Below are 25,840 nucleotides of genomic sequence, written 5' to 3'. Positions count from 1 at the left end.
GCTTTGGCATGGGGAGTTCTGGGATGGGGAAATGGGTGGCCCCGGAGGTGCTGGATGGCGCGCTCCGGGCAATCGCGGCGGCAACGCACATGCTGGCGGTGCCGGCGCGGCCGGCGGACTATGCGGAGGCGATGGCCGGGCGGCTGGCGGAGACGGTGCTGGGGGAGGCTGACTTCGCGATCGGGCCGGGCAATGCCTCAGGCCGGCGGATCGCGATCGCCGCCAAGGCCGCGGTGCCGGTGGCGGCGGCCGGGGCGGCGAACCATGTGGCGCTGATCGACAGGACGGCCGGGCGGCTTCTCTATGTGACGACCTGCCCGGAGCAGGTGCTGGAACCGGGCGGCGAGGTGAATTTCGACGGCTGGTCCGTCGAGATCGGGGCGCCGCTCTGAAGGGGGACGGGCTATGTTTCTGAAGGATCCGCAGGCGGTGCTGGAGTATCGCGTGGACTGGGCGGCGGCGCTGGAAGGCGGGGCCGGCATAGTGGAAAGCGAATGGCGGGTGGAGCCGGTGGAGGATGGGGGCGTCGTTGTCGCGTCCGCCCTTGTCGATGGCGCGGAGGCCGGGGTGCGGCTGGGCGGCGGTGTGGCGGGGCATCTGTATGCAGTGCGGAACCATGTGCGGTTTTCCGACGGGACGCGCGATGAGCGCAGCCTGATCCTGAGGGTGGAGGCGCGCTGATGCTGGAAGTGGAACGGGCGGCGCCGGCCGCGGCGCTCGCCGAGCTGAAGGCGTATCTGCGGATCGAGGACAGCCTGGAGGATGCGCTGCTGGCCGGCTGGCTGCGGGCGGCTACCGAGACGGCGGAAGTGGAGCTGGGGCAGTTCCTGCTTGAGCGCGAGGTGGTGGAGGAAGGGCGGGTCTGTGGCGGTTTGCTGCGGCTGACGCATGGGCCGGTGCGGCTGGTTCTGGAGCTGCGCGAGATGGGGACGGGGGTGTTGCCGGTCGGCCGATATGCGCTGGATGGTGCGGCGCGGCTGCGGGTTTCCGCTGTGGCGGACGGGGTGTTGCTTGCTGCGCGTTATCGCGCGGGGATGGCCGATGGCTGGAACAGGCTGCCGGAAATGCTGCGGCAGGCCGTCGTGCGGCTGGCGGCGCATTTCCATGGGCATCGGGATTCCCCGGAGGCTCCTGCCATGCCGCTGGCGGTGCGCCAGTTGTTGCGGGCGCAGCGGGCCCGGCGGCTTCGGTAGGGGGAATTCATGGGCGAGCGGGCGGGCAGGCTTTCGGAGCGGGTGCGCTTCGAGGGCCGGGATGAGGCGCGGGCGCGGGCCGGGAATTTGCCGGGGGCCTGGGCGTATCGTTTCGAGCGCTGGGCGCGGGTGGAGTTGCTGGCGCGGGCCGATCCGTTGCCGGCGGCGGCCGACACCCGCCATTCGGCGCGGCGCTGGCGGCTGACGATCCGGGACGGCTTGCGGCCGACGCTGGAGATGCGGGCGCTGTGGCGCGGGGCTTCGCTGACGCTGACCGGGATCGAGGCCGATCCGGCCAGCCCCGGCTGGCTGACGATATGGGCCGAGGATCGGGGGGAGGAGTGACGTGCGGGCGAGCCTGGAATTGCAGCGGGCGCTGGTGTCCGCGCTGGTGGCGGATGGCGCCATCCGGGCGCGGGGGCTGAAGATCTACGACGGGCCGCCGGCCGAGGCGCGGGCGCCCTATCTTTCGGTCGGCGCGGATATGGTCTCGGCGCGGGGCTGGCAGGGCGGCGGCGGGCATGAGCACCGCTTTTCCGTGAGCCTGTGGGACGTGCGCGAGGGGTTCGCCCCCGCGAAGGAGGCGCTGGCGGATGTGGAGCGGGTGGTGCTGGCCATGCCGCGCCATTTCGCCGGCGTGCGGCTGACGGGGGTGCGGCTGTTGCGCGCGACCGTGCGGCGGACGGGGCGCAACTGGACGCAGGGGATCGCGGAATTCCGCGCGCTTTCGGTAAGGGAGGATCAAGATGGCGGTTGAGAGCGGGGCAGCCTTTCTGCTGAAGATGAGCGACGGCGGCGCGCCCGAGCAGTTTCGGACCGTGGCGGGCCTGAGGACGACGCAGATGAGCATCGCCACCGGGCAGGTGGTGGTGACGAACAAGGGCTCGGACGGGTGGCGCGACCTTTTGCCGGCCGGCGGGGTGCGCTCGGTTTCGATTTCCGGGGCCGGGGTGTTCACTGGATCCGACGCCGAACTGGCCTTGAAGGCGCGCGCGTTGACCGGGGCGCTGGATCGGTTCGAGGTGAGTTTCGAGGGCGGCGAGCGGCTGCGCGGCAGCTTCCAGGTGGCGCGGCTGGACTACAGCGGCGATTTCAATGGCGAGCGGACCTACACGCTGGCGCTGGAAAGCTCCGGCCCGGTGGTGAGCCTGTGAGCGCCAATCCCTTGCGGGGCGAGGTGGCGTTGAAGCTGCCCGGACTGTCGCTGACGTTGCGGCCGAGTTTCTCGGCGCTGGTGGCGGCGGAAGCCGAGGGCGGCAGCCTGTTCCGGATGCTGGACCGGGCGGCGGCGGGCGATGTGCGGCTGGCCGACATCGGGGCCTTGTTCTGGCATTGCGGGGGGCAGGCGGGGGCGCGGGCGGATTTCGAGGCGGCGTTGCTGGAGGCCGGGCCTTCCGGCTTGCTGGGGCCGTATCGGGCGTTGCTGGCCGCGATCTTCGGGCGCGTTTGATGGGGGATTTCCGGGCGCTGGCGCGCTCGGCCGCGGGGGTGGCGACCGGGGGGCTGGGGTGGCCGCCCGAGCGCTTCTGGGCGGCGACGCCGGCGGAGTTGCAACTGGCTCTGGAGGGCCGGTTCGGGGCGGCGGCCGGCGCGGCGCTGGGGCGGCGCGAACTGGCGAAACTGAGGGAAAGCCTGGGCGATGGATGAGGATCTGGAGGCGCTCGCCCTTTCGGTGCGGGCGGACAAGGAGGCTTTTGCCCGTGACGTTCTGGAGATGCGCGGGACGTTGACCGGCGCGCTGACGGAGGGCGCCGAGGCCGCCGGACGCGGGATCGAGCAGGCCTTGCGGCGGGCGGCGCGGTCCGGCCGGCTGGAGTTTGAGGATCTGGCGCGGGTCGCCGGGCGGGCGCTGGGCGAAATCGCCGGCGCCGCCTTGCAGATGCAGGGCGGGCTTGGCTCCGCCTTGTCTGGCGCGGGTGTCGGGTTGCTGGGGCTGGCCGGGCGGGCGACCGGGGGACCGGTTTCGCCGGGGCAGGCCTATGTGGTGGGCGAGCGCGGGCCGGAGCTGTTCGTGCCGACCGCGAGCGGCCGGGTGGAGACGGGGGCGCCGGCGCGCGGGCCGGTGAATGTGAGCGTGCATGTGGCCGCGCCGCGCGAGGCGGGGAGCGCCTTCATGGCACAGACCGGGCGGCAGGTGGCGCTGGGCGTGCGCCGGGCGCTGGAACGGGCGGGGCGCTGAGATGGGGCATTATCTTGCGACCGCCGCCGACCAGTTGCGGCGTGGCTGGGTGAAGCGGTTCCGCCCGGAGCTCTGGACGGTGGATTTTCCACGGCCGATGATGGCGACGCTGACGGCGCCGGGGGCCGGCACCTTGCGGCTGGACCTGGACTTTCAGACCCGGGGCGATCTGGCCGGGCTGATCTGGGAGAGCGCGGATCGCTGGTCCCACCCGTTGCTGGCCTATGAGACCCGGCGGGATTATCGCGGGACGGTGCTGGCCTTCGACTGGGTGGCGGGCGCGGGGATGATGCCGCTGGATGCGGTGAACGGCGCGGTGCTGACGGTGGAAGGGCGCGACGCGCAAGGGGTGGCGCGGCTCTGGTATGTGCGGCTTTGGAACCATGCGGTCGGCGGGCCGATGGCGGCGCGGGTGACGCTGGATTTCGACCGGCTGCGTTCGGGATTCGGGATGGATGGGGAGCTGGTTTACCCACGCGACATCGACCGGCTGTTTCTTTCGCTGGTGCCGGCGGATTTCGATGGAAGTTCTACGCCGCTGGCGCTGCCGCTTTCCACCTGGGTGGAGTTGCGGAACCTGCAGGCGACCGGGCCCAATTCGACCTTGCGGCGGGGCGACGCCTTTCTGCCCGAGCATCGGATGCGGATCTGCTCTGGTTATGACGACAGCTATAACCAGGCGCCCGAGCGTCTGGTGGAGCAGTGGCGGGCGCTGGGGTATCGCGAACTGGTGACCCATTATGTGGGGATGAGCCATTTCCCGGCGCTGGCGCCGGTGGGCGGCGGGCGGTTCGAGGTTTCGGGGGGGCTTTGCGCTTCGGCGACGGTCTGGCACCGGGCTTTCCTGCGGGCGCTGGCGGGTGCCGGGATGGGCGCCATCCTGTCCCTGAGCTTCGAATTGTTCGATGAACATGCGCCGGCTGGCTGGGCGCAGCGGGATGTGAGTGGCGGCCGGGCGCTGACGGGCTGGGCGCCGCCTTCGACCTTGCTTTCGCCTTGCCATGCGGGCGCGATGGACTGGTTGCGCGGAATTGCTGGGGCTTTCGCCTCCATGGCCGCTGCCGAAGGCGGGCATGTGCGCTTTCAGGTGGGGGAACCCTGGTGGTGGGTGGGGCCTTCGGGCGCCCCCTGCTTCTACGATGCGGCGACGGTGGCGCGCTGGACGGCGGAAAAGGCGGCAGCGCCGCCGGCGATGGCGGATGTGGCGGGCGGGCGCAGCGCGGCGGAGCGGGCCTGGCTGGACTGGCTGGGGGCGCGGCTTGCCGAGGCTTGTGTGGGCGTGCGGGAGGCTGCGCGCTCGGCGGCGGGGGAGGCGGCCTTTACCTCCTATCTGCTGTTCTACGCGCCGCAGGTGCTGGACGAGGCGAAGCCCGATCTGAAGCGGGCGAACATGCCGGTGGGCTGGGCCTTTCCCGCATGGGATGTGCTGCAGCTGGAAGATTATGATTTCGTCGTGGCCGGCGACGAATGGGGGCAGGCGCGGGGGCGGGCGGCCGTGGGCGAGGCTCTGGGTTACCCGTTGCAGCGGCAGCAGTATTTTTCGGGATTCGTGCTGGACGCGGCGGATGCCGGCGTGGCGTGGCCGCGCATCGGCGAGGCGGCGGCAGAGGCGCAGCGCCGGGGGGTGCCGGAGGTGTTCCTCTGGGCCTGGCCGCAGGTGGCGCGGGACGGCTTCGTCTGGACGGCGGACGCTGGAAGCGGGGAGGAAGCGGAAGTGAATGGGTTTCACGATGTGCGGTTTCCGCTCTCGCTCGGGTTCGACGCGGTCGGCGGGCCGGAGTTTGCGACGCAGGTGGCGGAGCTGGTCTCGGGCCATGAGCAGCGCAACCTGCTGTGGGCGGAGGCGCGGCTGCGCTATGACGCCGGGCTAGGAGTGCGGTCCGAGGCGGATCTGGCGGAGCTTGTGCGCTTTTTCCGGGCGCGGCGGGGGCAAGCCTTCGCCTTTCGGTTCCGCGATCCGTTGGACTGGGTGAGCGGCGCCTTCGGCGCGGAGGTGGCGGCCACCGACCAGTTGCTGGGTGTGGGCGACGGGACGTCCATGCGGTTCCAGTTGGTGAAGCGCTATGGCGAGCCGGAGGATGCGGAGGTGCGGCGCATCACCCGTCCGGTGGGCGCGAGCGTTCGGGTTTCCGTGGGCGGCGTCGAACGGACGCAGGGCTGGGCCTTGCAGCCCGGCGGCGTGCTGCTGTTCGAAGTGCCTCCGGCCGCCGGAGCGGCGGTGCGGGCCGGGTTTCGTTTCGATGTGCCGGTGCGGTTTGCCGCCGATCGGCTGGATGTCTCCCTGTCGGGCGTGCGGTCGGGCGAGGTGCCTTCCGTGCCTCTGGTGGAGGTGCGGGAATGAGCGATTTCGCCGAGCGGGCGTTGCAGGGCGAGGTGACGACGCTTGCCCTGTGCTGGAAGCTGACCCGTGGCGACGGGCTGGTTCTGGGCTTTGCGAGCCACGATCGCGATCTGCTGCTGGGGGGCGTGCGCTATCGGGCGCGGCCGGGGATGACGCCTTCGGCGGTGACCCATTCGGTGGACCTGGCTGCCGACAGCATGGAGGCGGAGGGGTTTCTGAGCTCTGCGGGCCTCACCGAACTCGATCTGGAAAGCGGGCGCTGGGCGGAGGCGCGGGTGGAGCTGTTCGCTTGCGACTGGCGTTTTCCGCAAGCGGGCACTCTGGGGCTGATGCGGGGCCGCATGGGACGGGTTTCCCGCTTTGGCCTGGGGGCCGGGGGCGGGTTCCGGGCGGAACTGCTTTCCGATCTGGCGGAACTGGAAGCGCTGGAGCCGTTGCGGCTTTCGCCGCTGTGCCGCGCGGAGCTGGGGGATGGCCGCTGCGGGGTGGATATGGCCGGGCGGCGGGTGGAGCTGGATGTGCTGGCCTGGGAAGGCGATCGGCTGGAACTGGCCGCTGCCCCCGAGGCGCCCGAGCGTTACGCCTGGGGGCTGATGCGCTGGGTTTCCGGGGGTTTGGCGGGGGTGGACCGGCGGGTAGCTGCCGTGGAGGGCCGGACGATCTGGCTGGAGGAGACACTGCCCGATTTGCCGGAGCGGGCGGGGGCGATCTGGTTGTGGGAAGGTTGCGACAAGCGTTTCGAGACCTGTGGCCGTCGCTTCGGCAATGCGCTGGCGTTCGATGGCGAGCCGCATGTGCCGGGGAATGACGCCTTGCTTCGTTATGGCGATGGTTGAGGCGTGACGGTCGAAGAGGCGCGTGCCGCGCGCATCGTGGCGGCTGCTCGCGCGGAATTGGGCGGGGCGTTTCGGCCCCAGGGGCGGGGCGAGGAGGGGCTGGACTGCCTGGGCCTGGCGCTTCGTGCCCTGGCTGCCGGGGGCTGCCGGGTGGACATGCCGCGCCTGCCGATGCGCGGGCATTCGGTCGAGCAGGTGCATGGCTGGCTTTGCGCGGCCGGCTTTGCGCGGCTGGAGGTGGAGGAGGCTTCCCCGGGGGATCTGCTTCTGAGCTTTCCTGCCACGCGGCAGGCGCATCTGGCGGTTCGGACAGCGGAAGGCTTTGTCGAGGCCAATGCCCAACTGCGGCGGGTGGTGGAGCGCCCCTGGGGAGGCGGGGGCGTCTGGGATTCGGCGTGGTGCATCGGGGCGGGTGCGGTGAAAGGACGAGGGTGAATGGCATCGGTTCTGTTTTCGACCATTGGCCAGGCAGTAGGCGGACCTCTGGGGGCTGCCGTCGGGGCTGCCGTGGGGGGCAGTGTCGATTCCCTTCTCTTCGGTGCCCGGCGGCGGGGAACGGCGGAGCTGTTCGTGCAGCGTTCGGCTTATGGCGAAATATTGCCGCGGCTTTATGGGCGGACACGGGCGGCGGGGCAGCTGATCTGGGCGCTGCCGATCAAGGGGGCGGCCGGCAAAGGCAGCGGCCGGCGGGATTCGGGGGCGAGCTTCGCGATCGCGCTTTCCTCCGGGCCGATTCAGCGGGTGGGGCGAATCTGGGCGGACGGGCGGGAAATCCGCGATTCGAGCGGGCGTTTCGAGGCGCGGACGCAAATGCGCGTTCATGCGGGCGGTCTCGACCAGGTGGCCGATCCGCTGATCGTGGCGGCGGAGGGAGCCGAAAATGCTCTCGCCTATCCTGGCCTGGCTTATGTGCTGTTCGAGGATTTTGCGCTGGCGCCTTTCGGCAACCGCATTCCCAATCTCAGTTTCGAGATATTTGCCGATGCGGCGGGGCCGGCGCAGTGGCTGGATGATCTGGCCGGACAGGCCGGGATCACCGTGGAGGCGGATGAAGTCGATCCCGCCGCGCTGGGGTATGCGGCGTTCGAAGGGGGCCTGGAGGAGGCTGCCCGGATTGGACGGATTGGCGATTTGTCCGTCGGCTATGTCGAAGGCGGGGCGCGCTTTCGAGCCAGTCCGCCCGGTTTCGACCTGCGGCTGGAGGATTTGCTGGCGAGCGATGAAGGGGCCGTGAATCTCGCGCGGGGCGATCGCCCGTCTGCGATGGCGCTGACCTATCTGGATTCGGACCGTGACTATCAGCCGGGGCGTCAGCGTGTGGCGCGGGCGCGGCGCGGACGGGAACTGGAGAGCGAGGCGCCCGTCTGTGCGACGGCCGGCATGGCGCTTTCTCTGGCGGCGCGCTTTCTGCGGCAATCCGAGGTGGGGGCCGATCGGCTGCGGTTCGGCTTGTCGTGGCGGTGGCTGGGGATCGGGGTTGGGGATCATGTGCGGATCGAGGGGCTTGGAGCCTGGCGAATCCTGGAACGCGAGGTGCGGGGCCTGCGGCTGTTCTGTGAAGCGGAACGGGCGGAGTCCGGCGCGCCTTCGCGTGTGGGTGTGAGTGATCCGGGGCGGGTTTTGCCGGCGCCCGTGGTGCCGGCCGGATCTACCGACGTGCATTTGTTCGAGGTGCCCGTTCCGCTGCGGGCTGGCGCATCGGCCGCCTGGGTGTGGATGGGTGGCGGGGCCGGCTGGCGCGGGGCCCGGGCGAGCCTGCTGTCCGCCGGAGGCGAGAGCCTGATCGGCGAGGTGCGCGAGGCCTCGCCGCGCGGATGGCTGGCTGCGCCGCTGGAAGCGGGCCAGGAGGCCATCTGGGACTGGCGCAACTCGCTTCTGCTGGAGGTGGAGGAGGGTGCGCGCATCTTCGAGAGCCGAAGCCGGGCGGAGGTTCTGGCCGGCGCCAATCTGCTGCGCGTTGGCGAGGAGCTTATCCAATATTGCGAGGCGGTCGTCGTGGCCGCGAACAGGGTGCGGCTGTCCGGGCTGTTGCGGGGGCGGTTCGGCACCGGTTTCCGAAGTCGTCGGCTGGAGGTGGGAGAGATCGTGCGGCTGGTGGAGGTCGATCGGATTCTGCCGGTGGGCACGCAGGGGGATATGGCAGGGCGTAGTCTGCTTGTTCTGGCATCGGGCGCGGGTGATCCCGTCGGCGGGACGGAAGCCGGATTGACGGTGGAAGGGCTGGCGGCTTCGCCGATCGCACCCGTGCATGTGACGGTGCGGCGCGAGCCGGACGGCGGTTTGACCTGCAACTGGGCGCCCCGGTCGGCTGCGAACTGGCACTGGGATGCTGCTGAAGGGGCGCATGCAGGTTGGCGCTGCCACATTTTGTCGCAGGACGGGCGCTCGCTGGTGATTCTGGTTCGGGAGCAGCGACTGTATCTTGGCCCGGATCAGCAGGCAGCGGCGTTCGGGGCAATGCTGCAGGCGGGAACCATGGTCGTGGAGGTGTTGGGCGATGGCCCGCCGGATCTGCGGATGAGCCGGCCGCTGGTGGTTTGAGAGAGGGGGGTTGGAATGTTTGAGACAAGTGCTCGGCTGGGATTGCCATTGCTGATACCGGGGCAGGGGCAGAAAGATGTGACCCACAATGAGGCGCTTATGGCGTTGGATATGCTGGTACAGCCGGTGGCGGTGAGCGCCACCGCGACTGTGCCCCCTGCCTCTCCGTCAGAAGGGCAATGCTGGATGGTTCCGGCGAACGCCACGGGCGAATGGCAAGGACATGGGGACTGCATTGCCTGCTGGACAGCCGGGGGCTGGCGCTTTGCCGTGGCTGCCGAAGGCTGGGCGCTGTGGCTGCTGGACGAATCCGTCGTCTTGCGAAGGGGAAATGGGGCCTGGGTGCGCTCCGGAACTGTGGGGCCGCGGGCGGAAGCGGTGGATTTGCCCGCGGGTGGAGCTGTGGTGGATTCAGAAGCTCGCCTGGCGATTTCGACTTTGGTGGAGCGCCTCGTCGAACTGGGGCTTGTGCAGCCATCCGAGGGTTGAGTCATGTTCGATTTGCATATCAACATGTTGCTTACACGCAACAGTTTTGGCGAAACGCCCTCTTGCTAACCGATGTCGTGCTCGTTTACATGGCCTCTGCCTGAGTGCGTCAATACGTAGAAGGGGATAATCATGGGGAAGTTCGCCGTTGCGGTCGCCCTTGCGACCACGGTGCTGGCCGGAGCCGCGCATGCGCGTGACAAGGCTTGGTACATCGGCCTTGAAGGTGGCGGCTTCATCGCTGAAACCAAGAGCTGGGATATCGAAACCGCCGCTGGCGTCGGTGTCGATTCCGCGCTTCGGAACAAGTATGAGGCCGGCTGGGAAGTCGGTGGTGTTCTGGGTTACGATTTCGGTCCGTTCCGTTCGGAATTCGAAGTTGCCTACAAGAATGCCAATCTGGATGCGATCACTGTGGCCAACGGCACTCCGCCGATCGCTTGGGGCAACCCTGAGTGGGGTGGCCTTGGCGGCGTAGGCGTTCCGCCTGCCGGCCGTTACGACAGTGCCGACGGCAATGCCCAGATCCTGTCGTTCATGCTGAACGGTATGTTCGACTTCGGGAACAACGACGATTCGCGCTTTGGCGGTTTCGTCGGCGGTGGTGCGGGTATCGCCCGCTTCAACGCCCACATCTGGCAGCTTCAGAAGTATGGCCCGGCTTTCTCGGACGACAGCGACACGGGCTTTGCCTGGCAGGCTCTTGCCGGCATCCGCTACTCGCTCTCGAACAAGATCGACCTGTCGCTGAAGTATCGTTTCTTCAACATGAACGGTATCGATCTTCAGACGACCAACGGTCATGATCTTTCGGGCAATTGGCGCAGCCACAGCCTTCTGGCTGGCCTGACCTTCAATCTTTATGAGGAAGAGGCTGCTCCGCCGCCTCCGCCGCCTCCGCCGCCTCCGCCGCCTCCGCCGCCTCCGCCGCCTCCGCCGGCGCCTGTGGTTCCGGGGCCGTTCCTGGTCTTCTTCGACTGGGACAAGTATGACATCACGCCCGAAGCTGCCGCGATCCTCGACCGCGCTGCCGAAGCCTATGTCCAGACTGGCCAGTCTTCGGTGGTGATCGATGGTCACACCGACACTTCGGGTCCGGCTGCCTATAACCAGGCGCTGTCTGAGCGTCGTGCGAATGCCGTGAAGGCCTATATGGCTGGCAAGGGCATCGCCGAGAGCCAGATGACGACCCGTGGCTTCGGCTTCAACCGTCTGCTGGTCGACACGCCGCTGGGCGTGCGCGAACCGCAAAACCGGCGTGCCGAGATCATCTTCGGCCAACCCGCCAACTGATGATGATCGGCTGAAGCGCTTTCGCGCTTCACCGGAAAGATTTGGCCCGCCTCCTCATGGAGGCGGGCCTTTTCTTGTTGAGCGTCTTTTGCTTGTTGTTTGATCTGGGGAAGTTTGAACGTGGTAAGTGGCGTTTCTTTCTCAGAGTCGAATCTGGTTGCTGATCAACCAATCGGGACTAAGGTGAAAATGCCGATGTAGACGGCGGGCCGTTGATCGTAGTGCAAGTTGGATATCATGCCGACTAGTAAGCAATAACTTACAGGCAAAGAGCAACACGCACGGCATTTCAGAGCGAAATGCCGTAATAGTTCGTGAAATATGAAGGCGCCATGATCCTATTGAGATCATGTTCGAGGCAGGCTTAAGGACAGGCTACGGAGCGCTGTCTGCTATAAGGGCCGTTTTGCCGCCATTATGTTGCTCAGGCTTTAAGTCCTGAACTTGGCAGGAATAGTCTTACACTTGAAGCCCGCTGAAACTGCATGTGAAAGAGAATGAGAATCCGATCAATGTCGGATGCATATCCCTATCAATAGCGGCAACGCCCTCTCCTGTCGCAGGTGCCCACGTTCGGCACATCCGCCCACTCCAGTCTGGGATGCAAAGCTTCTGGTACGCTGTTATTGAAAATCAGGCTTTCCCGAAACGTCCCAAGTTCGGATTCCGCAAAGTCCCCCAGCTTGCCTTTCGGCACCGAAAGCGCCCGACGGCCGACCATGGCTGCGGCGTTGCAGAAACTATATTGGGCATCGAAGGTGGCCCAGCTCTGGTTGGTGCGCGTCGCATAGCTGTCGAAGGCGCGCTGGCCAACTCGCGGCCCCTTGCTGCGTACAAAATAGCCGGTCATCGTCTTGAAGCTGTCGGCCATCTCGTCACTATGCTGGCGGAGCAGGGCATTGTAGGTGGGCACGGTCGCCAGGAACGGTGAGAACTGGCATTGCAAGGCGGCCACGTTCAAACCGGCGCGGAGCCGCCAGATCCTGTCTGCCCGCTCTTCCTTCACGTTAAGGCCTGGCAGCGTTTCGGGGGTGAGGGTCTGTGCCCTCGCCCCCGTCACTATGCCGAACGCGCAAGCCACGGCCATGGCGAGCCGAACAGCGGAGGCCGACCTGCCGGTCGTGCGGTGCGCGCGCGCTTGGATCATCCCAGAATCTTGCCCAGTTGCATGGCAATGCCCATGTCGCCCTCGACCTTCAGCTTACCCATCATGAAAGCCATTTGCGGGTTTTGCTTGCCCGACGCAATATCCGTGAAATCGGCAATCGAAACCTTCACCCGGCAGTCGGCGTCACCGGCGTCGTTCGAAACCGTCGCGGGCTCGCTCGATCCGTCGATCCGCACCAGCCCGTCGTCTCCGAAATCGAACACGACCACCTTGCCGGCAATGGCGCCGTTCTTGGCCACCCGATCGGTCAGGCCCTGGGTAATTTCCGCGATGCTCATCTTGAACTCCTCCCTCCTCGAAACTTAAGAGAAAGGCCGCCTTTTGAGGGGCGGCCTTTCCAATCCTGGCCAGCCATTCCGCCGGCGCAAGGACCGCTTACTGCGCCGGAGCGGCAGCTTCGCCAGCCGCAGCGGCGGCATCGGCAGCGGCGGTCGCGGCGTCGGTCGCAGCGGCAGCGGCGTCAACGGCGGCGTCGGCAGCCGGAGCCACGGCAGCGTCGGCGGCCGCGGTCGCAGCGGCATCGGCGGCAATGGCGGCGTCGGCAGCGGCGGCATCGCCACCTTCCACCGGAGCGGCTTCGGTCGTGACGGCGGTTTCCTCGGCGGGCTTGGCGCCGCCGCAGGCCACAACGAACAGGGCCGCACCGGCGACCAGAGCGGCCGACTTCACCTTCAGAAGAACTTCACCCATTATCTGACTCCTGATTGTCTATTGAGAGTTCCAGAGCCTTCGGTCCCTGACGACCCAGAACCGGCGCGAACCTAGCTGCAATCCCCCTCTGCCTCAAGCGCCTTCATCGTGGAGGCGCGACAGCCTGTTAGGGAAGTGAGCATGGACGGAAGATGGCGCAGCAGGGCGGCGTCGAGATCGGCGAGGCTTGCGCCTGGCGCCAGATCCGCGAGCCGCGCCACGCCATGCGCCGAAATTCCGCAGGGGATGATGGCGCCATAGTGGCTGAGATCGGTCGCGACATTGATCGCCAGCCCGTGGAAGCTGATCCAGCGGCGGACGCGAACCCCGATCGCGCCGATCTTCGCTATCCCATTGGCGGTGTCGACCCAGATTCCGGTGCCGGCTTCATGGGGAAAGGCGCGGATTGCGAATTCGCCGAGCGCGGCGATGGCCCATTGTTCCAGGCTGGACACGTAGCGGTGAACGTCCCGGCCGCGCCGGCCGAGGTCGAGCATGGGATATATGACGCGCTGCCCCGGCCCATGGTAGGTGAAGCGTCCGCCCCGCCCGGCCTCCACCACGGGAAAGCGGGAGGAGTCGACCAGTTCCGCAGCGGCCGAACTGGTGCCGGCGGTGATCACCGCCTCATGCTCCACCAGCCAGACACGTTCGCCGGCCTGCTGCCGAAGCATCCGCTCGACATGGGCGTCCATTTCGCGAAGCGCCTCGCCATAGGGCGTGAGGCCGGGGGAGACCTGCCAATCGGGCTGCGTCAAAGGGGACTGGAGTGCGGCCATCTGCGGCAAATAGCCTCTCTGGCGGGATGGCGCCAGCTTGCGGGCTTCGAGGACTCTAGGCGCGGATTCCGCAAAGTGTTAAACAATCGGCGACATGAAACATCGTCGCATTGCAATTGGCGCTGCTTCCCTGCTGGCCGCCACACTTGCGTCGGCCGCGCCGGCGGGCGCGGTCAGCCTATTTTCCCAGCCCAAATATGCGGCCTTCGTGGCCGATGCCGACACGGGCGAGGTGCTCTATTCGCGCCAGGCGGATACGCAGCGCTTCCCGGCCTCCATCACCAAGGTGATGACGCTCTACATCGTCTTCGAGCAGCTTGCGGCCGGAACGCTGAAGCTGGAGGACCGGGTGGTGATGAGCCGCTTCGCGGCCGGTCAGCGGCCTTCGAAACTGGGCCTGAAGGCGGGCGAGAGCCTGACGGTGGATCAGGCGATCCGCAGCCTTGCCACCAAGTCCGCCAACGATGTGTCCGTGGCGCTTGCCGAGCATATCGCCGGCAGCGCCGACGCCTTCGCCCGGCTGATGACGAACCGCGCCAGGCAATTGGGCATGCGCAACAGCTATTTCGTCAACCCCAACGGCTTGCCGGATTCCCGCCAGGTGACCACGGCGCGCGACATCTTCATCCTGTCGCAGGCGACGATTCGGGATTTTCCGCAATATTACAGCTATTACCAGCAACAGCAGTTCGTGTTCGGCAACCAGGTGCTGCCGAACCATAATCATCTGCTGCGCACCATGCCCGGCGTGGACGGTATCAAGACCGGCTTCACCAATGCGGCGGGCTTCACGCTGGCGGCATCCGCCGTCCGCAACGGCAGGCGGCTGATCGCGGTGGTGCTGGGCGGGCCGTCGCGCGTGGCGCGGGACAGCAATGTGGAAAGCCTCCTCTCGGCGGGATTCGCGGTTCTGGACGCGCGCAATCGCGGGCGGCAGGTGCAGGTGGCCGACCTGCTTTCCGAGCCGGGCGACCTGAACGACGAACTGCTGACCCGGCTTGTGGAGCAGGGCAGCGGCGATGGCCCGGCGCCGAAGACCAGCCGCCGATAAGCGCGGGGCGGCTTTTTTTCGCGCGGCGCCTTTTGCAATGCACAAACGGGCTTAACCTTGCGCTCGCCCTGTTCTACGACTGCCGGCAAACGCTGGAATAATGGAGGGCAGGGGGCATGAACGCTTTCGGCATCGAGAAGGCTTCTTTCGCGAATCTGGGCCGGTCCAAATTGTCTCGGCGCGGTTTGCTGGCCGGGCTTGGGGCGGCGGCGGTCGGTTTCAGCCTGACCGGATGCGGTTCGGGCAGCGGCGGCGATTCCGGCGGCGAGAAGCTGAACTTCTACACCTGGGACACCTATATCGGCGAAACCACGCTGGCCGACTTCCAGAAGTCCTCCGGCGTCAAGGTGCAGACCAGCTATTTCGCGACCAACGACGAGCTGTTCGCCAAGCTGAAGGCCGGCAACCCCGGCTATGATGTGATCGTGCCCTCCAACGAGTTCGTGACGCGCATGCGCGAGGCGGGCATGCTGCTGCCGCTCGACATGTCGCTGATCCCCAATTCGAAGAATGTCGCCCCCGAATTCATGGGGCTGGACTATGATCCCGAGCCGAAGCACAGCCTACCCTACACTTGGCTGGTGACGGGGATCGGCTATCGTAAGTCCCGCGTGAACGGCGTGCCCGACAGCTGGAAGTGGCTCTATGATTCCGACCTTTACAAGGGGCGCATCGCGCTTCTGTCGGAAGCGGCCGACATCATCCGGCTGGGCGCCAAATATCTGGGCAAGTCGCTGAACGGGATCGACGCCGCGACCACGAAGCAGGTCGAGGAAATGCTGATCCGGCAGAAGCCCAACATCAAGACCTTCCACGAGGACAATGGGCAGGATCTGCTGCTGGCCGGCGATGTCGACCTGGTTATGGAGTTCAACGGCGACATCGCGCAGGTGGCGGCCGAAGACCCGGACATCGGCTTCGTGGTGCCCAGGGAAGGCTCGCTGCTGAACGCCGACACGCTGGCGATCCCCAAGGGCGCGCCGCGCGCCGAACTGGCGCACAAGTTCATCAACTTCCTGCTGGACGCGGAAGCCGGCAAGCATATCGCCGAGACGATCCTCTACCCGACGCCGAACGCCGCGGCGAAGGCGCTGATGCCGGAAAGCTATCGGGACAGCCCCATCATCTTCCCGCGCGGGCCGGGGATGGACGCCAGCGAATGGGGCAAGTTCGAAGGCGCGGAGCAGCAGCGCATGTTCGAGGAAGCCGTGACCCGCGTTCGCGCCGCCTGACGCCGCAAAGGGGGCGGACGGATGAACAACGGGATCGACTGGCGGCGATCGCTTACGGGCTTCGCCGGGCTTATGGGGCCGCCGCTCGGCTGGTTCCTGCTGTTCTTCGCCGTGCCCATGGCGGTGGTCTGGGCCTATAGCTTCGGCACCAATGTCGGCATTTCCGACATCGAGATTTCCGGCACCTTCGCCAACTATGCGCGGGCGCTGGAGCCGCTTTATCTCGGCATCCTCGGCAAGTCGCTGGCGTTTGCGGCGCTGGCGACCCTCATCTGCCTCGTCATCGGCTTTCCGGTGGCGCTGGCGATCAGCTTCGCCCCGCCCAGGCTGAAGACCTGGCTGCTGATCGGGGTGATGCTGCCCTTCTGGACCAACCTGCTGATCCGCACCTACGCCCTCATCGCCCTGCTGCGCGACGAGGGGCTGATCAACCATGGGCTGGAACTGGCCTTCGGCTGGGCCGGCTTCGAGCCGCTTCGCATGATGCACACCAATTTCGCGGTGATGGTGGGGCTGGTCTATGTGCACCTGCCCTTCACCGTCCTGCCGCTCTACGCCGCGCTGGACCGGCTGGACCGCTCCCTGCTGGAAGCCAGCCTCGACCTGGGCGCCGGCCATATCCGCACCATCTGGAACATCGTGCTGCCTTTGGCGTCGGCGGGGATCGCGTCGGCCATCCTCCTCACCTTCATTCCGGTGCTGGGCAGCTATCTCGCCCCCGACCTGCTGGGCGGGCCAGACAGCCAGATGATCGCCAATGTGATCGAGCGGCAGTTCAAGCGCGCCAACGACTGGCCGTTCGGCGCCGCGCTCGCCTTCATGCTGATGTATCTGACCTTGTTCGGGATCGCCATGCAATCGCTGCTGAAGCGGCGGGAGCGGCCGGAATGAGGGAAAAGCCCGGCCTTCTCGATTACGCCCGGCGCTGGCCGCTGCAACTGTGGATGTGGCTCGTCGGCCTGTTCCTCTACGCGCCGCTCGCCGTGCTGGTGCTGATGAGCTTCAACGACAGCCGCCGGACGACGCAGTGGCGCGGCTTCACCCTGGACTGGTATCGCAAAGTGTTCGAGGACGCCGAGCTGGTGCAGGCGCTGATGAACTCGCTCACCATCGCCGCGCTTTCCACCGCGCTCAGCGTGGTGCTGGGCACGCTCGCGGCGCTGGCGCTGTGGCGGTTCCGCTTCCCGGGCAAGCCGCTGGTGGACGGCGCCTTCTCGCTGCCGATCGTGGTGCCGGAAATCTGCATGGGCGTCGCGATGCTGATCTTCTTCGCCCGAGTCATGCCCTGGCCGCCCGGCCTGCCCTGGCCGCTGTCGCTGGGCGCCATCGTCATCGCCCATGTCGCCTTCAGCTTCCCCTTCGTGGCGGTGGTGGTGCGCGCCCGGCTGGGCAGCTTCGACCGCTCGCAGGAGGAGGCCGCGCGCGACCTCGGCGCCAGCCAGTGGCAGGCGATGTGGGACGTGGTGATCCCGCATCTCCGCCCGGCGCTGCTGGCCGGCGCGCTGCTGGCCTTCACCTTGAGCCTCGATGATTTCGTGATAACCTTCTTCACGGCCGGGCCGGACACTTTGACCTTCCCGGTGAAGGTCTATTCGATGGTGCGCTTCTCGGTCACGCCCAAGGTGAACGCCATTTCCACCCTGCTTCTTCTTTTCACCATCATCCTCACCTTCATCGCGCTGAGGCTGCAGGCCCGCGCCGAGACGGAACAGAAGCACTGATGACGAGCCCCGCGACCAAGCAGCCGGCCGAGCCGCGCCGCACCATCATCGAGTTCCGCAACATCACCAAGCGCTTCGGCCCGGTGGTGGCGGTGGACGATGTCAGCCTGACGATCGAGGAGGGGGAGTTCTTCGCGCTGCTCGGCCCCTCCGGCTGCGGCAAGACCACGCTGCTGCGGATGCTGGCCGGCTTCGAAACGCCGACCAGCGGCCAGATCCTGATCGACGGGCGGGACATCACCCGCGAGCCGCCGAACAAGCGGCCGGTCAACATGGTGTTCCAGAGCTATGCCGTCTTCCCGCACCTCTCGGTCATCCGGAACATCGAATATGGGCTGAAGATGGAAGGCGTGCCGTCTGCCGAGCGGCGCGAGCGGGCGGAAGCGGCGCTGGCGCAGGTGCAGCTGGAAGGCTATGGCGACCGCATGCCCGACCAGTTGTCCGGCGGGCAGCGGCAGCGGGTGGCGCTGGCGCGCGCCATCGTCAAGCGCCCGCGCGTGCTGCTGCTGGACGAGCCGCTTTCCGCGCTGGACGCCAAGCTGCGCGAGGAACTGCGCTTCGAAATGTCCGAGCTTCAGGACCGGCTTGGAATCACCTTCGTGATGGTGACGCACGACCAGGACGAGGCGCTGGCGCTCGCCAGCCGCTGCGCGGTGATGCACAAGGGTTCGCTGATGCAGGTGGCGACGCCCGCCGACCTTTACGAATTCCCCGCCTCGCGGCTGGTCGCCGACTTCATCGGCTCGGTGAACCTGTTCGAGGGCCGGGTGGAGGAGGACGACCACGATCATGCCATCATCAACCTGCCCGAGCTGGGGATAAAGGCCTGGCTGGACCATGGCACCGGCGCTTCGGAAACCGTGCAGATCTGGCTGGCGCTGCGGCCGGAAAAGGTGGAGCTGCACAAGCGCGAGAATGGCGAAGGCCCTCCCGACATGGAGGGGACACCCAAGGGCTATAATGTGGTGAAGGGCCGCATATTGGATGTGGCCTATCTCGGGTCGGAGTCGGTGTTCGACGTCAGGCTGGAAGGCGGCAAGCGCGTGCGCGTGATCCGCCCCAACCTCACCCGCTGGGATCAGGAGGATTTCAGTTGGGACGAAGACGTCTGGCTCGGCTGGCACGCGGAAGGGGCGCACATCCTGTTGGCCTGATGCAGGATAGCGAATGACGCCTGAGGAAATCTTCGTGCCCGTGCCCGGCGGGCGAATCTTCACCCTGCAATGGGGCGAAGGCCCGCTGCTGCTTTTCACCCATGCCACCGGCATGTGCGCGCGCGTCTATCTGCAGTTGCTGGAGCCGCTGGGCGCGAAGTTCCGGGTGGTGGCGCCCGATGCGCGCGGCCATGGGCTGACCGAACTGGAAGCCGATCCGGCGCGGATTCCGGCGGACTGGAAAATCTACGGGCAAGATTTGAGGCATCTCGTCTCGGCGCTGGGCGGCGGGCCGGTGCGCCTCGCCGGGCACAGTTTCGGGGCCGCCGTCGCCTTCGAGGCGGCTGCCGCCAATCCGGGGCTGGCTTCCTCCGTCTGCCTGATCGACCCGCCCGCCATTCCCTTCGAACATGCTGACTCCTATCGCGCGGCGCGGGAGGCGGATGGCCGTCCGCCCAATGCCATGGCGGATCAGGCGGAGCGCCGCCGTGGCCGGTTCGCCAGCCGCGCGGCCGTTCGCGCCGCCTACCGCGACCGCGGCGTCTTTCGGGACTGGCCCGAGCGCGCGCTGGACGATTATCTGGACGGCGGCCTGCTGGCGGAAGGCGATGGCGTGCGGCTCGCCTGTTCGCCGGCCTGGGAAGCCGCCAGCTTCCGGGGGGTGACGACGACGATGCGGGAAAGCCTGAAGGCGGCCGCTTTTCCGTTCACGCTGCTGCTGGCGGAAAAGGACAGCCCCGCCCCGGCCGGTTTCGAAGCCGCTGTCCGCGCGCTGCAACCACAGGCGATCGTGCGGCGATTCCCCGGCACCGGGCATTTCCTGCCGGTCACGCACCCGGAACTGGTGCGGCCCTGGCTGGAGGCGCTGACTTAGGTTCAGAAGCGATAGACGTAATGGATATATTCTCCGTCATCCCGGGCTTGACCCGGGATCCCGCTTTTCCCCCCGCCGGCGGGAAAGCTGGACCCCGGGTCAAGCCCGGGGTGACGAAAGGAAATGGGGTGACGAAGGGGAATAGGAGGCCCTAATCTGGCCCCTCATTCCCACCAGGGCTCGCCATCGTCATCGGCGTGGAATTCGTGCCACATGCCGTTCAGCACGCCGAAGGCGACGGCAAGGCCCAGCCCCAGCACCCAGGTGAAATACCACATGGAGTCGTCCTTTCCAGTCGATCAGTAATAGTCGGCCGAGGAGCGCACCGCCTCGGTCGTCACCCGCCCGAAGAGCACCTTGTAGACCCAGGCGGTGTAGAGCAGCACCAGCGGCAGGAAGATCAGCGTCGACAGCAGCATGATCCAGAGCGTCATGTGGCTGGAAGACGCATTCCAGACCGTCAGGCTGGAGCCCGCGTCCACCGAGGAGGGCAGGATCACCGGGAACATCGACAGGCCGACGGTGGAGATGATCCCCACCACCGCCAGCGACGAGCCGAGGAACACGCCCACATCCCAGCGGCGGGCGATTCCGGCCATCGCCAGCACCGGGCCGATGAAGCCAAGCGCCGGCGCGATCAGCATCCAGGGGTGGCTGGCATAATTGTCGAGCCACGCCCCGGGCGCCGCCACCGCGCCATGCATCAGCGGATTGGAGGGGCCGTTCGGATCGACCCCGGGGGCGATGCGCACGCCGAATTCGCCCAGCGCCATGAAAACGCCGCCGACCGCGAACAGCAGGATCGCCAGAGCCCCGGCGGCCAGGCCGTAACGCCGGGCCCGGTCCAGCACAGGCCCATGCTCGATCTTCAGACTCAACCAGCCGGCTCCGTGCAACACCAGCATAGAAACCGAGAGCAGCCCCGCCAACAGGGTGAAGGGCGTGAACAGGTCGAGAAGGCCGCCGTCCCAGAAGGCGCGCAGATTGTCGTCCAGATGGAAGGGCACGCCGGAAAGCACATTGCCCACCGCCACGCCGAACACCAGAGCCGGCACGAAGCCGCCGACGAACAGCGCCCAGTCCCAGCCGTTGCGCCATTTCGCGCTGGCCCGCTTCGAACGGTATTTGAAGCCGACCGGCCGCAGGATCAGTGCCATCAGCACCAGGAACATGGCGAGATAGAAGCCGGAGAAGCTGATCGCATAGACGAAGGGCCAGGCGGCGAAGATGGCGCCGCCGCCCAGGATGAACCACACCTGATTGCCTTCCCAGGTGGCGCCGATGGAGTTGATGACGAGCCTGCGCTCCTCGTCCGTCCGGGCGACGAACGGCAGCACCGTCGCCACGCCGAGGTCGAAGCCGTCCGTCAGCGCGAAGCCGATCAGCAGCACCCCCAGCAGCACCCACCAGATGAGGCGTAGCGTTTCATAATCGAAGGGAATGGGCATCGCCTCTCTCCTTATTCGGCCGGCAGCGGCACGAAGGCGCCGCGCACGCGATCTTCATGGGCGGCCGGGCCGCACTCGACGGACTGGTCTGGCCCGTGGCGGATTGCGGCCAGCATAAGCCGCACCATGATCACCGCCAGGATTCCATAGGCCAGCGTGAATCCGGCGATGGTGGCCCAGATCTGCGCCACGGTCAGGCTGGAAGGCGCCAGGAAGGTGGGCAGCGCGCCTTCCACCGCCCAGGGCTGGCGGCCATATTCCGCCAGGATCCAGCCCATCTGCGCCGCGAGCCACGGAAACGGCATCACCGCCACGCCCGCTTTCAGGAACCAGCGCTGGTCGAACCGCCGTTTCGAGGCCAGCAGGAAGGCGGTGCCGAAGAAGGCGATCAGGAAGAAGCCGATCCCCGCCATGCCCCGGAACAGCCAGAACAGCACCGGCACATTGGGAACCGTGCTCCAGGCGGCGGCCTCGATATCGGCCCTGGTCGCGGCGCGCGGGTCTTCCACGAAGCGCTTCAGCAGCATGGCGTAGCCGAGGTCGGCGCGGTGCAGCTCGAACTGTTCGCGGGCGGCGACATCCTGGCGATCCGCCTTCAGCTGCTCCACCGCGTCATAGGCGAGGATGCCGCGCTGGATCCGCACCTCCGCCGTCTCCACAAGCTGCTTGATTCCAGTGACTTCGCCAGTGAAGGAGCGGGTGGCGATCAGCCCCAGCACGGCCGGCATCCGCACTTCGAAATGGGTGGTGCGCGCCTCCTTGTCGGGCAGGCCGAACAGGGTGAGGCCGGCGGGCGCGGGCTCGGTTTCCCACATCGCCTCGATGGCGGCGAGCTTCATCTTCTGGTTGTCGGTCAGCGCATAGCCCGACTCGTCGCCCAGCACGACGACCGACAGCGAGGCCAGCAGCCCGAAGGAGGCCGCCACCACGAAGGAGCGCCGCGCGACCGGCCGGAACCGCCCCTTCAGCAGATACCAGCAGGACACCCCCAGCACGAAGACGGCCCCGGTCACATAGCCGGCGGACACGGTGTGGACGAACTTCGCCTGCGCCACCGGGTTCATCAGCACCTCCATGAAGGAGGTGATCTCCATGCGCATGGTGTCGGTGTTGAAGCGCGAGCCGACCGGATTCTGCATCCAGCCATTGGCGACCAGGATCCACAAGGCGGAGAGGTTGGAGCCGAGCGCCACCATGAAGGTCACGAACAGGTGCCCCAGCCGCGTTAGCTTGTCCCAGCCGAAGAACATGAGGCCGACGAAGGTCGCCTCCAGGAAGAAGGCCATCAGCCCTTCGATCGCCAGCGGCGCGCCGAAGATGTCGCCGACATAATGGCTGTAGTAGGACCAGTTGGTGCCGAACTGGAATTCCATGGTGATCCCGGTGGCGACGCCCAGCACGAAGTTGATTCCGAACAATTTGCCCCAGAAGCGTGTGGCATCGCGCCACACCGCCTTCCCCGTCATCACATAGACGCTTTCCATGATGACCAGCATGAAGGAAAGGCCAAGCGTGAGCGGCACGAACAGGAAATGGTAAAGCGCCGTCAACGCGAACTGGAGACGGGACATTTCGACGACCGCCATATCGACCATGGGTCACCTCGATAGCCTTGAGCGCAGGCCTCGCCTGCCGGGCGAGTCCGCCTGTTTATATGAGACTTTCCTAATTTTCGAAATGGCGAAGTGAAGGTGTCAGAACAGCGCACCCACCTGCATGGAAGCCATGCGGCCGCTTTCGCGTGGATGGGCGACGTGCTGGGCGCCGGGCTGGTGGCGGCCGGGCTTGCGCTGGGGGTGGGGCATGTTTCGGGTGTGGCGGTGCCCCCGCTCTGGATGGCGATGCTGTTGCTGCTGGCCGGCGGGTTGGCGCGCGCCGGGGCGCAATGGCTGGCGGCCGATCTGGGGATGGCAGATGCTATGCGCCTGAAGGCGGCGGAGCGTGCGCGGCACTGGCGGGCGCTGCTGGAGGCGCCACCGGCCGGCCGGCTGGCCGGCGCGGAAATGGCGCGCGCCATCGACAGCGTGGAAATGCTGGAGGGGTTCGAGGCGCGCTTCCGCCCGATGCGCACGGCGGCCGTCGTCGCGCCGCTGCTGGTCGCCCTGTTGGTGGCCTTCCAGAGCCCGGTTTCGGCGGCGATCCTTGTTTTCACCCTGCCGCCTTTCGCCATGGGGATGGCGCTGGCGGGCACGGCCGCGCGCACGGCGGCGGACCGGCAACTGGGCGCCATCCGCCATCTGAACGGCCTGTTCCTGGACAGGCTGCGGGCGCTTCCCGAAATCCGCCATTTCCAGGCCGAGGAGCGGGTGCTGCGGCAGATGGCCGACGCCTCGACCGAGGTGGCGGACCGCACGCTCGCCACCTTGCGGGTCGCCTTCCTGTCGGGCGGGATCATCGAGTTCTTCGCGGCGATCGCCGTGGCGCTGGTGGCGATCTACGCCGGCTTCAACCTGCTCGGCATATTGCCATTCCCGGTTCCCGAGCGGCTGGGGCTGGTGGCGGCCTTCTTCGCGCTGGCGATGGCGCCGGAATTCTACCTGCCGATGCGGCGGCTCGCCGCCGCCTATCACGACAAGCAGATGGGGGAGGCGGCGCGGGAGGCGCTGGCAACGCGGGCGGAATCCCCGCCGCCGCTGCCGAGGGCAGAACAGTTTGCCGGCGTTTCCGCGCGCGATCTCGTCGCACGCCACCCAGACGGACCGGTGATCGGCCCGGTGACGTTCGCGATCGCCGCCACGGGCTTGACCGTGCTTGTCGGGCCGACCGGTTCGGGCAAGTCCACGCTGCTGGCGGCGCTGGCCGGGCGGGTGCCGCTGGAATCCGGTGCCCTCGAATGGGCGGCCGGCGGCGTGCCGCCGCTCGGCTGGGCGGGGCAGCGGCCGCTGATCCTGTCCGGCAGCCTGGCTTCGAATCTCGCCCTCGCCGCGCCCGACGCCGCCGAGGCGGCAATCCTCGCGACGGCAAGGGCGGCGGCGCTCGACGAACTGCTGGCCACGCGCGGGCTTCAGGCCCGGATCGACTGGGCCGGTTCCGGCCTTTCCGGTGGCGAGCGGCGGCGGATCGGCGTGGCCCGCGCCCTGCTTTCTGGCCGGCCGCTTCTGCTGCTGGACGAGCCGACCGCCGACCTCGATGCGGAAAGCGCCGCGCATGTGCGTGAGGCATTGCGGGCAATGGCTGGAAGCCGGGCGCTGGTGGTCGCCACGCACGACGAGGCGCTCGCAGTGCTGGCCGACCAGCGGGTCCGGCTTTCATGAGTGCGCCCGAACAGGATCTGGAAGCGCTCGTCGCCGGGCGGATGGCGGGCCAGAAAAGCGCGCTGCGCGGGGCGATCTTCGCGGCCGTGGCGGCGGCGCTGGCGGCGACATTGCTGCTGGGCCTGTCCGGCTGGTTCCTGACCGGCGCCGGCCTTGCCGGGCTGGCGGGGGGCGGCGCGGTTCTGGCTTTCAACTATCTCGTGCCCAGCGCTTTCATCCGGCTGTCCGCCGTCGCCCGCACCGGCGGCCGCTATTTCGAGCGGTTGCTGTCGCACCGGGCGGCGCTCAGGACGCTGGCGGCGGTGCGGGTGGATCTGATGGCGCAGGTGGCGGCGCTGGATCCGCGCCGGGCACGGGTTCTGTCGAACGGAGAGGCCGCGGCGCGGCTGACGGGCGATGTCGATGCGCTGGAGGACCGGATCGTCCGCACGCCCGCGCGGCCGGCGGCGCTCGCCTCGGCGGCCTTCGCCCTGCTGCTGGCCGGCGCTGCCAGCCCATGGGCCGTTCCGGCTCTGGCTGCGCTGTTCCTGACCTTGCCGCCGGCGGTGGCAGCGGTGGCGCGGTGGCGGGTGGATGCGCCGGCGGAAGAGGCGCAGCGGCTGCTGGGGCAATTGAAGGCGGAAATGGCCGACATGCTGGCGGCCGGCCCGGAAATCGCCGTCTATGGGCTCGCAGCGGAAGCCGCCGGGCGGTTGCAGCGGACGGCCGCGCAAATGGACATGGCCCGGCGCCGCGCGGCGAGCGGAACGGCGCTCGCCACCGGGCTGCTGACGGCCGCCGGGCCGCTGATGGCGGCGCTGGTCCTGCTGCTCGGCACCGGCTCCGCGCCGCTGGTGGCGGCCGCCGCGCTCGCCGTGCTGGCCGCGTGCGAGATATTGGGTGGACCGATCCGGGCACGGCTGGAAGAAAGCCGCACCCGCACCGGGCTTCGGCAGCTGGAAGCGCTGGCGGCGCAGGCTGCCGACGCACCGGCGAAATCCTTGCCGGCCGCCAGTCAGCCGCAGCCGCTGGCAATAGACGCGCTTCGCCTGATACCGGGCGATAGGCTGGCGCTCACCGGCCGTTCGGGCAGCGGCAAGACGCGGATATTGGAAAGCTTCGCCGGCCTGCGCGCCGACGCGCCGCAAGCCTTGCGGGTGGGCGGGGAGGATCCGCGCGCCCTCGCCTTCGCCGACCTCAGCCGCCAGTTCGCGCTTTCGCCGCAAGACCCGGTGCTGATCGCCGGCACGGTGGCCGACAATCTGCGCCTGGCTCGCCCGGGGCTGACCGAGGAGGCGCTTTGGGCCGCCCTCGAAACCGCCTGCCTGGCGGACGAAGTGCGCGCCCTGCCCGAAGGGCTTCTCACCTGGCTGGGCGATGGCGGCGCGCGCCTGTCGGGCGGGCAGCGCAAGCGGCTGGCGCTGGCGCGGGCGCTGCTGGCGGGCCGCCCCTGGCTGCTGCTCGACGAGCCCAGCGAAGGCCTGGACTCCCGGACCGAGGCGGAACTGGCCCGGCGGCTTGGCGAATGGCTCTCCGCCACCGGCGCCGGGGCGTTGATCGCCAGCCACCGGCCGGCGATCGTGGGTTTGGCCGGACGGTGCCTCAACCTCGGCTGACG

Annotated in this window: 30 protein-coding genes; 23 read left to right on the top strand and 7 right to left on the bottom strand. The window is 67.8% G+C overall.

Translation table 11 applies throughout. The features are described from left to right. Positions 1-23: 23 nt before the first annotated feature. The 15 genes from L6Q21_RS02055 (at position 24) to L6Q21_RS01985 (ending at position 10,872) form a co-directional block, all read left to right on the top strand. Positions 24-392, top strand: coding sequence for a hypothetical protein (locus L6Q21_RS02055; protein WP_237828800.1), 369 nt, complete (start codon positions 24-26; stop codon positions 390-392). Positions 393-405: 13 nt separating this feature from the next. Further along, positions 406-681 (top strand): phage fiber-tail adaptor protein, encoded by a 276-nt coding sequence (locus L6Q21_RS02050; RefSeq protein WP_237828798.1) that lies wholly within the window; start codon positions 406-408, stop codon positions 679-681. Further along, a complete protein-coding gene (locus L6Q21_RS02045) occupies positions 681-1,193 on the top strand; it encodes a head-tail connector protein (RefSeq protein WP_237828797.1) in 513 nt (170 codons plus the stop codon). Before L6Q21_RS02050 ends, L6Q21_RS02045 begins: the two co-directional genes overlap by 1 nt. A gap of 9 nt (positions 1,194-1,202) precedes the next feature. Beyond that, complete coding sequence (locus L6Q21_RS02040) at positions 1,203-1,538, top strand: phage head completion protein (RefSeq protein ID WP_237828796.1); 336 nt, start codon at positions 1,203-1,205, stop codon at positions 1,536-1,538. Position 1,539: 1 nt separating this feature from the next. Further along, positions 1,540-1,950, top strand: coding sequence for a DUF3168 domain-containing protein (locus tag L6Q21_RS02035; protein WP_237828795.1), 411 nt, complete (start codon positions 1,540-1,542; stop codon positions 1,948-1,950). Then, positions 1,940-2,347 (top strand): phage tail tube protein, encoded by a 408-nt coding sequence (locus L6Q21_RS02030; protein WP_237828794.1) that lies wholly within the window; start codon positions 1,940-1,942, stop codon positions 2,345-2,347. Before L6Q21_RS02035 ends, L6Q21_RS02030 begins: the two co-directional genes overlap by 11 nt. Beyond that, positions 2,344-2,643: a GTA-gp10 family protein gene (locus L6Q21_RS02025; protein WP_237828793.1), complete on the top strand. Its 300-nt coding sequence runs from the start codon at positions 2,344-2,346 to the stop codon at positions 2,641-2,643. The genes L6Q21_RS02030 and L6Q21_RS02025 overlap by 4 nt, the downstream gene beginning before the upstream one ends. Further along, complete coding sequence (locus tag L6Q21_RS02020) at positions 2,643-2,840, top strand: phage tail assembly chaperone (RefSeq protein WP_237828792.1); 198 nt, start codon at positions 2,643-2,645, stop codon at positions 2,838-2,840. Before L6Q21_RS02025 ends, L6Q21_RS02020 begins: the two co-directional genes overlap by 1 nt. Next, the gene (locus tag L6Q21_RS02015; RefSeq protein ID WP_237828790.1) at positions 2,833-3,372 is read left to right on the top strand and encodes a tail tape measure protein; all 540 of its coding nucleotides are present in this window, start codon (positions 2,833-2,835) and stop codon (positions 3,370-3,372) included. Before L6Q21_RS02020 ends, L6Q21_RS02015 begins: the two co-directional genes overlap by 8 nt. A 1-nt stretch (position 3,373) precedes the next feature. Then, on the top strand, positions 3,374-5,713 hold the full coding sequence (locus L6Q21_RS02010; protein ID WP_237828789.1) for a DUF2460 domain-containing protein: 2,340 nt from the start codon (positions 3,374-3,376) through the stop codon (positions 5,711-5,713). Further along, complete coding sequence (locus L6Q21_RS02005; RefSeq protein WP_237828788.1) at positions 5,710-6,549, top strand: DUF2163 domain-containing protein; 840 nt, start codon at positions 5,710-5,712, stop codon at positions 6,547-6,549. The genes L6Q21_RS02010 and L6Q21_RS02005 overlap by 4 nt, the downstream gene beginning before the upstream one ends. 3 nt (positions 6,550-6,552) lie before the next feature. Then, a complete protein-coding gene (locus L6Q21_RS02000) occupies positions 6,553-6,984 on the top strand; it encodes a peptidoglycan endopeptidase (RefSeq protein WP_237828787.1) in 432 nt (143 codons plus the stop codon). Beyond that, entirely contained in the window at positions 6,985-9,090 is a 2,106-nt protein-coding gene (locus L6Q21_RS01995) for a phage tail protein (protein ID WP_237828786.1), read from the top strand. 15 nt (positions 9,091-9,105) lie between these two features. After that, complete coding sequence (locus L6Q21_RS01990; protein WP_237828785.1) at positions 9,106-9,579, top strand: DUF2793 domain-containing protein; 474 nt, start codon at positions 9,106-9,108, stop codon at positions 9,577-9,579. Between the two features lie 132 nt (positions 9,580-9,711). Further along, the gene (locus L6Q21_RS01985; RefSeq protein WP_237828784.1) at positions 9,712-10,872 is read left to right on the top strand and encodes an OmpA family protein; all 1,161 of its coding nucleotides are present in this window, start codon (positions 9,712-9,714) and stop codon (positions 10,870-10,872) included. Positions 10,873-11,404: 532 nt separating this feature from the next. Here L6Q21_RS01985 and L6Q21_RS01980 read toward each other — a convergent pair. The 4 genes from L6Q21_RS01980 to lipB form a co-directional block, all read right to left on the bottom strand. Continuing rightward, a complete protein-coding gene (locus L6Q21_RS01980) occupies positions 11,405-12,019 on the bottom strand; it encodes a hypothetical protein (RefSeq protein ID WP_237828783.1) in 615 nt (204 codons plus the stop codon). Continuing rightward, positions 12,016-12,318, bottom strand: a complete 303-nt coding sequence (locus tag L6Q21_RS01975) for an SCP2 sterol-binding domain-containing protein (RefSeq protein WP_237828782.1) — start codon at positions 12,316-12,318, stop codon at positions 12,016-12,018. The genes L6Q21_RS01980 and L6Q21_RS01975 overlap by 4 nt, the downstream gene beginning before the upstream one ends. A 97-nt stretch (positions 12,319-12,415) precedes the next feature. Beyond that, positions 12,416-12,730, bottom strand: coding sequence for a hypothetical protein (locus L6Q21_RS01970; RefSeq protein WP_237828781.1), 315 nt, complete (start codon positions 12,728-12,730; stop codon positions 12,416-12,418). A 71-nt stretch (positions 12,731-12,801) separates the two neighbouring features. After that, positions 12,802-13,509: a lipoyl(octanoyl) transferase LipB gene (gene lipB / locus L6Q21_RS01965; protein WP_237828780.1), complete on the bottom strand. Its 708-nt coding sequence runs from the start codon at positions 13,507-13,509 to the stop codon at positions 12,802-12,804. A gap of 94 nt (positions 13,510-13,603) precedes the next feature. Between lipB and L6Q21_RS01960 the strand changes: the two genes are divergently transcribed. The 6 genes from L6Q21_RS01960 to L6Q21_RS01935 all read left to right on the top strand — a co-directional run bounded on the left by L6Q21_RS01960 (position 13,604) and on the right by L6Q21_RS01935 (position 19,541). Next, entirely contained in the window at positions 13,604-14,560 is a 957-nt protein-coding gene (locus L6Q21_RS01960; protein ID WP_237828779.1) for a D-alanyl-D-alanine carboxypeptidase family protein, read from the top strand. A gap of 116 nt (positions 14,561-14,676) precedes the next feature. Next, positions 14,677-15,792 (top strand): polyamine ABC transporter substrate-binding protein, encoded by a 1,116-nt coding sequence (locus L6Q21_RS01955; RefSeq protein ID WP_237828777.1) that lies wholly within the window; start codon positions 14,677-14,679, stop codon positions 15,790-15,792. A 21-nt stretch (positions 15,793-15,813) separates the two neighbouring features. Next, positions 15,814-16,683, top strand: a complete 870-nt coding sequence (locus tag L6Q21_RS01950) for an ABC transporter permease (protein ID WP_237828775.1) — start codon at positions 15,814-15,816, stop codon at positions 16,681-16,683. Next, the gene (locus L6Q21_RS01945) at positions 16,680-17,513 is read left to right on the top strand and encodes an ABC transporter permease (protein WP_237828774.1); all 834 of its coding nucleotides are present in this window, start codon (positions 16,680-16,682) and stop codon (positions 17,511-17,513) included. The genes L6Q21_RS01950 and L6Q21_RS01945 overlap by 4 nt, the downstream gene beginning before the upstream one ends. After that, on the top strand, positions 17,513-18,667 hold the full coding sequence (locus L6Q21_RS01940) for an ABC transporter ATP-binding protein (protein ID WP_237828773.1): 1,155 nt from the start codon (positions 17,513-17,515) through the stop codon (positions 18,665-18,667). Before L6Q21_RS01945 ends, L6Q21_RS01940 begins: the two co-directional genes overlap by 1 nt. A 13-nt stretch (positions 18,668-18,680) precedes the next feature. Continuing rightward, on the top strand, positions 18,681-19,541 hold the full coding sequence (locus L6Q21_RS01935; RefSeq protein WP_237828772.1) for an alpha/beta fold hydrolase: 861 nt from the start codon (positions 18,681-18,683) through the stop codon (positions 19,539-19,541). Between the two features lie 164 nt (positions 19,542-19,705). Here L6Q21_RS01935 and cydX read toward each other — a convergent pair whose 3' ends face one another. Genes cydX through L6Q21_RS01920 form a run of 3 tightly spaced genes read right to left on the bottom strand, consistent with a single transcriptional unit; the run spans position 19,706 to position 22,584 of the window. Beyond that, a complete protein-coding gene (gene cydX / locus L6Q21_RS01930) occupies positions 19,706-19,819 on the bottom strand; it encodes a cytochrome bd-I oxidase subunit CydX (RefSeq protein WP_237828771.1) in 114 nt (37 codons plus the stop codon). Positions 19,820-19,840: 21 nt separating this feature from the next. Beyond that, positions 19,841-20,989: a cytochrome d ubiquinol oxidase subunit II gene (cydB, locus tag L6Q21_RS01925; protein WP_237828770.1), complete on the bottom strand. Its 1,149-nt coding sequence runs from the start codon at positions 20,987-20,989 to the stop codon at positions 19,841-19,843. Between the two features lie 11 nt (positions 20,990-21,000). After that, on the bottom strand, positions 21,001-22,584 hold the full coding sequence (locus tag L6Q21_RS01920; RefSeq protein WP_237828769.1) for a cytochrome ubiquinol oxidase subunit I: 1,584 nt from the start codon (positions 22,582-22,584) through the stop codon (positions 21,001-21,003). A gap of 90 nt (positions 22,585-22,674) precedes the next feature. Here L6Q21_RS01920 and L6Q21_RS01915 point away from each other — a divergent pair, with 90 nt between their 5' ends. Then, complete coding sequence (locus L6Q21_RS01915) at positions 22,675-24,243, top strand: ATP-binding cassette domain-containing protein (RefSeq protein WP_237828767.1); 1,569 nt, start codon at positions 22,675-22,677, stop codon at positions 24,241-24,243. Continuing rightward, on the top strand, positions 24,240-25,838 hold the full coding sequence (locus L6Q21_RS01910) for an ATP-binding cassette domain-containing protein (protein WP_237828765.1): 1,599 nt from the start codon (positions 24,240-24,242) through the stop codon (positions 25,836-25,838). The genes L6Q21_RS01915 and L6Q21_RS01910 overlap by 4 nt, the downstream gene beginning before the upstream one ends. Positions 25,839-25,840: the final 2 nt, after the last annotated feature.

Origin of the sequence: Sandaracinobacteroides sayramensis (assembly GCF_022014495.1) — a bacterium.
GTDB lineage: Bacteria > Pseudomonadota > Alphaproteobacteria > Sphingomonadales > Sphingomonadaceae > Sandaracinobacteroides > Sandaracinobacteroides sayramense.
The sequence above is the reverse complement of the archived record's forward strand: the minus strand, read 5'-3'. Positions and strand labels throughout refer to the sequence as shown.

Bases quoted from the DNA above. Each gene is read 5' to 3' on its own strand.
- L6Q21_RS01940 (WP_237828773.1), top strand. From the start codon at position 17,513: ATGACGAGCCCCGCGACCAAGCAGCCGGCCGAGCCGCGCCGCACCATC.
- L6Q21_RS01990 (WP_237828785.1), top strand. From the start codon at position 9,106: ATGTTTGAGACAAGTGCTCGGCTGGGATTGCCATTGCTGATACCGGGG.
- L6Q21_RS01960 (WP_237828779.1), top strand. From the start codon at position 13,604: ATGAAACATCGTCGCATTGCAATTGGCGCTGCTTCCCTGCTGGCCGCC.
- L6Q21_RS02020 (WP_237828792.1), top strand. From the start codon at position 2,643: ATGGGGGATTTCCGGGCGCTGGCGCGCTCGGCCGCGGGGGTGGCGACC.
- L6Q21_RS01975 (WP_237828782.1), bottom strand. From the start codon at position 12,318: ATGAGCATCGCGGAAATTACCCAGGGCCTGACCGATCGGGTGGCCAAG.
- L6Q21_RS02005 (WP_237828788.1), top strand. From the start codon at position 5,710: ATGAGCGATTTCGCCGAGCGGGCGTTGCAGGGCGAGGTGACGACGCTT.
- L6Q21_RS01985 (WP_237828784.1), top strand. From the start codon at position 9,712: ATGGGGAAGTTCGCCGTTGCGGTCGCCCTTGCGACCACGGTGCTGGCC.
- L6Q21_RS02010 (WP_237828789.1), top strand. From the start codon at position 3,374: ATGGGGCATTATCTTGCGACCGCCGCCGACCAGTTGCGGCGTGGCTGG.
- cydB (WP_237828770.1), bottom strand. From the start codon at position 20,989: ATGCCCATTCCCTTCGATTATGAAACGCTACGCCTCATCTGGTGGGTG.
- L6Q21_RS01935 (WP_237828772.1), top strand. From the start codon at position 18,681: ATGACGCCTGAGGAAATCTTCGTGCCCGTGCCCGGCGGGCGAATCTTC.
- L6Q21_RS02030 (WP_237828794.1), top strand. From the start codon at position 1,940: ATGGCGGTTGAGAGCGGGGCAGCCTTTCTGCTGAAGATGAGCGACGGC.
- L6Q21_RS02050 (WP_237828798.1), top strand. From the start codon at position 406: ATGTTTCTGAAGGATCCGCAGGCGGTGCTGGAGTATCGCGTGGACTGG.
- L6Q21_RS01995 (WP_237828786.1), top strand. From the start codon at position 6,985: ATGGCATCGGTTCTGTTTTCGACCATTGGCCAGGCAGTAGGCGGACCT.
- L6Q21_RS01945 (WP_237828774.1), top strand. From the start codon at position 16,680: ATGAGGGAAAAGCCCGGCCTTCTCGATTACGCCCGGCGCTGGCCGCTG.
- L6Q21_RS02045 (WP_237828797.1), top strand. From the start codon at position 681: ATGCTGGAAGTGGAACGGGCGGCGCCGGCCGCGGCGCTCGCCGAGCTG.
- L6Q21_RS01920 (WP_237828769.1), bottom strand. From the start codon at position 22,584: ATGGTCGATATGGCGGTCGTCGAAATGTCCCGTCTCCAGTTCGCGTTG.
- cydX (WP_237828771.1), bottom strand. From the start codon at position 19,819: ATGTGGTATTTCACCTGGGTGCTGGGGCTGGGCCTTGCCGTCGCCTTC.
- L6Q21_RS01950 (WP_237828775.1), top strand. From the start codon at position 15,814: ATGAACAACGGGATCGACTGGCGGCGATCGCTTACGGGCTTCGCCGGG.
- L6Q21_RS02040 (WP_237828796.1), top strand. From the start codon at position 1,203: ATGGGCGAGCGGGCGGGCAGGCTTTCGGAGCGGGTGCGCTTCGAGGGC.
- L6Q21_RS01970 (WP_237828781.1), bottom strand. From the start codon at position 12,730: ATGGGTGAAGTTCTTCTGAAGGTGAAGTCGGCCGCTCTGGTCGCCGGT.
- L6Q21_RS01955 (WP_237828777.1), top strand. From the start codon at position 14,677: ATGAACGCTTTCGGCATCGAGAAGGCTTCTTTCGCGAATCTGGGCCGG.
- lipB (WP_237828780.1), bottom strand. From the start codon at position 13,509: ATGGCCGCACTCCAGTCCCCTTTGACGCAGCCCGATTGGCAGGTCTCC.
- L6Q21_RS02055 (WP_237828800.1), top strand. From the start codon at position 24: ATGGGGAAATGGGTGGCCCCGGAGGTGCTGGATGGCGCGCTCCGGGCA.
- L6Q21_RS01980 (WP_237828783.1), bottom strand. From the start codon at position 12,019: ATGATCCAAGCGCGCGCGCACCGCACGACCGGCAGGTCGGCCTCCGCT.
- L6Q21_RS02015 (WP_237828790.1), top strand. From the start codon at position 2,833: ATGGATGAGGATCTGGAGGCGCTCGCCCTTTCGGTGCGGGCGGACAAG.
- L6Q21_RS01910 (WP_237828765.1), top strand. From the start codon at position 24,240: ATGAGTGCGCCCGAACAGGATCTGGAAGCGCTCGTCGCCGGGCGGATG.